The following is a 4,607-nucleotide window of genomic DNA, read 5'->3' on the forward strand; positions in this document are numbered from 1 at the left end:
TTACAGCATTCCTAACTCATTAGTTCAGTTCCTTGCTGAAAATGAAACCATCACTTTGAGCTTCGATGTAACTGTGACCGACAACGATGGCGGCACAGATACACAAACAGTCACCATCACGATAAATGGTACTAACGACCCGATTGAAGGTGAATTTGCTAAAGAGATCTGGGTACCAGCATCGCTTGCAGAAATAGCGATTCCTTATCTGGATGGTTATCCACTCAATATTGATGTTCCAACCGATCAGGACTATAGCGATGTCATCACTATTACAGGGTTAAGCTTGTCATTCGTTGATCCAGGCGAAACAGCTGAGATAGGCGAAATCTGGTATCTAGACGACGATACCGGAATCTTGACTCTATATGACTTCGATAATCCTGTCGTCTTATCAGCTTCTGAGCTTGGTAGTCTAGTCTACGTGCCAGGCAATAATGGTGCGATAGAAGATCAATTGGATATAAACCTTAGCTTTACCATCAACTCAGGTTCCGACAGTGTCGATGGTAATTTCATCATCCATACTGTACCAGCTAACAGTTTGGGTGGTAATACGGTACTCATCGGCGATGGCTCATCACCTCTGACTTCTGGTAATGATCAAGATGCTTACCTGACAGTTAGCAGTGCATTTGCCAACGCTATCAATTTAGATCCTAGCAGCGGAGCATTAAATCTCTTTACCGACTTCCAGAAGTCACCTTTCGATATACCTATTCCTAACAGTGAAATTGGTGGGCAAACAGGTATAGAAAGGGAGGAGGAAGTATCAGTAAGGCTGACCATCAACGGTATCACCTTTATTGTGATTGCTGCTGCAAATGGTGTAACAGACTGGTTCTACGACGTTAACTCAGGACTGATGAGTGCTCAAATAGCCTACACAAACATTCTAATGGAATCAGACAATAGCGTGTCACTTGCCGATTACTTAGCCGCCAATCCAGTTGATCCTGGTGATATCTGGACCATTACTTATCTAGACAATGACGGTGGTTCATATCAGGCTCGCTTTGTTCAGGCTACCTTTACCCATGAATTATTACCTGACACAGCCATTACAGTCACAGGCTCTGACAATGTAGATAACCTGATTTTCGGTAGCACCGAGGGTGACTCGCTCACCGGTGCAAATCTTAATGATGAAATCTATGGTCGTGAAGGCAACGACTCTATATACGGATTGGATGGAGATGATCAATTAATCGGAGGTTCGGGAAATGATCTAATCTACGGCGGTAACGGTAACGACGTTATCTTAGGTGGGTTAGGAAACGATACTATAGATGGTGGCCTTGGTGCAGACATCCTCATTGGTGGAGCGGGTAGTGACAGCATTGATGCTGGCATAGACAGCGATATCGACACTTTCGTGTGGGATTTGGGCTCTGATGACAACAGCTTGGATACTGTACTTAACTTTGATGCCAATCTGGATAAGCTAGATTTATCTGCCATATTAATTGACGAGGAGCTAGGGACCTATGCTTTGGACCAATATCTATCATTTAACTTTAGTGGTGGTAATACAGAGATCTCTGTCGATTCAGATCATGATGGCGTAACAGACCTAACCATTGTGTTAAACAATGTTGACTTAACCAACAGCAACACCCTAAGTGATGTACAAATAATCAATAACCTGTTAGGCAATGACAATTTGATAATTGATACAATTCCATAACGGCAAACAATATCGCGACACCATCTAAGGCCAAACCAAATCGAACAGAGGTTTGGCCTTTTTATTTGTAATTCTTAAGCATTATAAACTACCAACAAAGCTAACCCTCAGTATTATTTGCCCGTCAAAAAATTGACCACTATATAGACTACTGATAACATTCAATGCTAGGCGAAAAAACACGCTAACAATTACAACATTACGAGATAAGTGGTGTCACTTTATTCTGCGGGGGCAGGCATGAAATCGATAGTTACAACAAAAAATGGACAAGTAACAGATGTTAAAGGAAAGGTTTCCATCGTAACGGAAACCGAACAGAAAGAGGTAGCTATCGGAGAAGTCATACCCGAAGGAACAACAATCCTTATCGCTGAACAAGCTGATTTAGCGATGCAGTTTGATGACGGCACCTCTTTTACGAGCCAAAATACAGAGACTTTAGCTGTCTCAGACTCAGATGCTTTAAATGAAATTGAGCAACTTCAAGCACTAATCGCTTCTGGAGAAGATCCGACTGCCGAACTCCCAGAAACTGCAGCTGGTAACACTAACGGCAATGAAGGTGGCTCAGACTTCATATCGGTAAACAGAACTGGTGCTCAAACTATCGCTAATGCTGGGTACACTACTTCCGGCATTGAACAAACCCCACCCACCTCTCAAACCTATACTGTCAGCAGTGATGACGCCCCTACCGTTACTGAAAATGACAGCAATACAATTGCAGAAGACGGTATAGCCACGGGTAATGTTTTAGATAATGATATTGATTTTGATACTGAATTATCCGTTATCAGCTTCAGCGTCGACGGTCAAACCGTTACCGCAGGCACCACGGTTAACGTAGAAGGCGGCAGCCTAGTGATCAACGCCGATGGCAGCTACACCTTTACGCCAAACGACAACTGGAACGGCAGCGTACCGGTGATCACCTACACCACTAACACTGGTGAGAGCGCCACCCTGACCATCAACGTCACCCCGGTAGATGACCCATCAGTACTGGCCAACGACAGCGATACCGTTAGCGAAGACACCGTTGCCAGCGGCAATGTGCTTGATAATGACAGCGATATCGACAGCGAGCTGTCGGTCGTCAGCTTCAGCGTCGACGGTCAAACCGTTACCGCAGGCACCACGGTTGACGTAGAAGGCGGCAGCCTAGTGATCAACACCGATGGCAGCTACACCTTTACGCCAAACGACAACTGGAACGGCAGCGTACCGGTGATCACCTACACCACTAACACTGGTGAGAGCGCCACCCTGACCATCAACGTCACCCCGGTAGATGACCCATCAGTACTGGCCAACGACAGCGATACCGTTAGCGAAGACACCGTTGCCAGCGGCAATGTGCTTGATAATGACAGCGATATCGACAGCGAGCTGTCGGTCGTCAGCTTCAGCGTCGACGGTCAAACCGTTACCGCAGGCACCACGGTTGACGTGGAAGGCGGCAGCCTAGTGATCAACACCGATGGCAGCTACACCTTCACGCCAAATGACAACTGGAACGGCAGCGTACCGGTCATTACCTACACCACTAACACTGGTGAGAGTGCCACCCTGACTATCAACGTCACTCCGGTAGATGACCCATCGGTGCTGGCCAACGACAGCAACACGGTTAGCGAAGACACAATTGCCAGCGGCAATGTGCTTGATAATGACAGCGATATCGACAGCGAGCTGTCGGTCGTCAGTTTCAGCGTCGACGGCCAAACCGTTACCGCAGGCACCACGGTTGACGTGGAAGGCGGCAGCCTGGTAGTCAACGCCGATGGCAGCTACACCTTTACGCCAAATGACAACTGGAACGGCAGCGTGCCGGTGATCACCTACACCACTAATACAGGTGAGAGCGCCACCCTGACCATCAACGTCACTCCGGTAGATGACCCGTCAATACTGGCCAACGACAGCAACACGGTTGCCGAGGACACAATTGCCAGCGGCAATGTGCTCGATAATGACAGCGATATCGACAGCGAGCTGTCGGTCGTCAGCTTCAGCGTCGACGGTCAAACCGTTACCGCAGGCACCACGGTTGACGTAGAAGGCGGCAGCCTAGTGATCAACACCGATGGCTCTTACACCTTTACGCCAAATGACAACTGGAACGGCAGCGTACCGGCGATAACCTACACCACTAACACTGATGAGAGTGCCACCCTGACCATTATTATTACGCCTGAAGAAGACCCAAGCATCATCTCTGGTGACCTGACCGGCACCGGCCTGGAAGATGGCAGCATCAGCGGCACCCTGAGTGTCACCGACGCCGATGGCGTCAGCGATGGCTCGATATTCAGTATCAGCGGTAACCCTGCTAACGGTAGCGTCACCATCAATGCCGCCACCGGCGCCTGGGTCTATACCCCTATCGCCGATTACAACGGCAGCGACAGCTTCACCGTCACCATCACCGATGATGAAGGTCACACCACCACACAAGTGATCACCGTTGACGTCACTCCGGTGGCCGATATTGTCGCCGACAGCATCAGCACCGACGAAGACACCGCCGTGACCTTCAATCCGCTGGGCAACGACAACTTCGAAAACAGCAATGCCACCATCACTGGTGTCACCAATGGGGCCAACGGTACCGTGGTCATTAACGCCGATGGCACCGTGACCTACACCCCAGCACCTGATTTCCATGGCAGCGACAGTTTCACCTACACCGTTACCTCGGGCGGCGTCACCGAAACCACTACCGTCACGGTTAATGTCGGTAGCGTCGATGACCCAAGCATCATCTCTGGTGACCTGACCGGCACCGGCCTGGAAGATGGCAGCATCAGCGGCACCCTGAGTGTCACCGACGCCGATGGCGTCAGCGATGGCTCGGTATTCAGCATCAGCGGTAACCCTGCTAATGGTAGCGTCACCATCAATGCCGCCACCGGCG

At 49.3% G+C, this 4,607-nt stretch carries 2 protein-coding genes; both read left to right on the forward strand.

The window, feature by feature from the left end; all coding sequences use genetic code 11:
* A partial coding sequence (locus NY07_RS19015) for a type I secretion C-terminal target domain-containing protein (RefSeq protein ID WP_152603592.1) occupies positions 1–1,687 on the forward strand: 1,687 nt, incomplete at its 5' end.
* A 240-nt stretch (positions 1,688–1,927) separates the two neighbouring features.
* On the forward strand, positions 1,928–4,607 hold a 2,680-nt coding region (locus NY07_RS09580), incomplete at its 3' end, for a retention module-containing protein (RefSeq protein WP_033539137.1).

It is taken from the genome of Shewanella sp. ECSMB14101, assembly GCF_000773485.1.
GTDB classification, from domain to species: domain Bacteria; phylum Pseudomonadota; class Gammaproteobacteria; order Enterobacterales; family Shewanellaceae; genus Shewanella; species Shewanella marisflavi.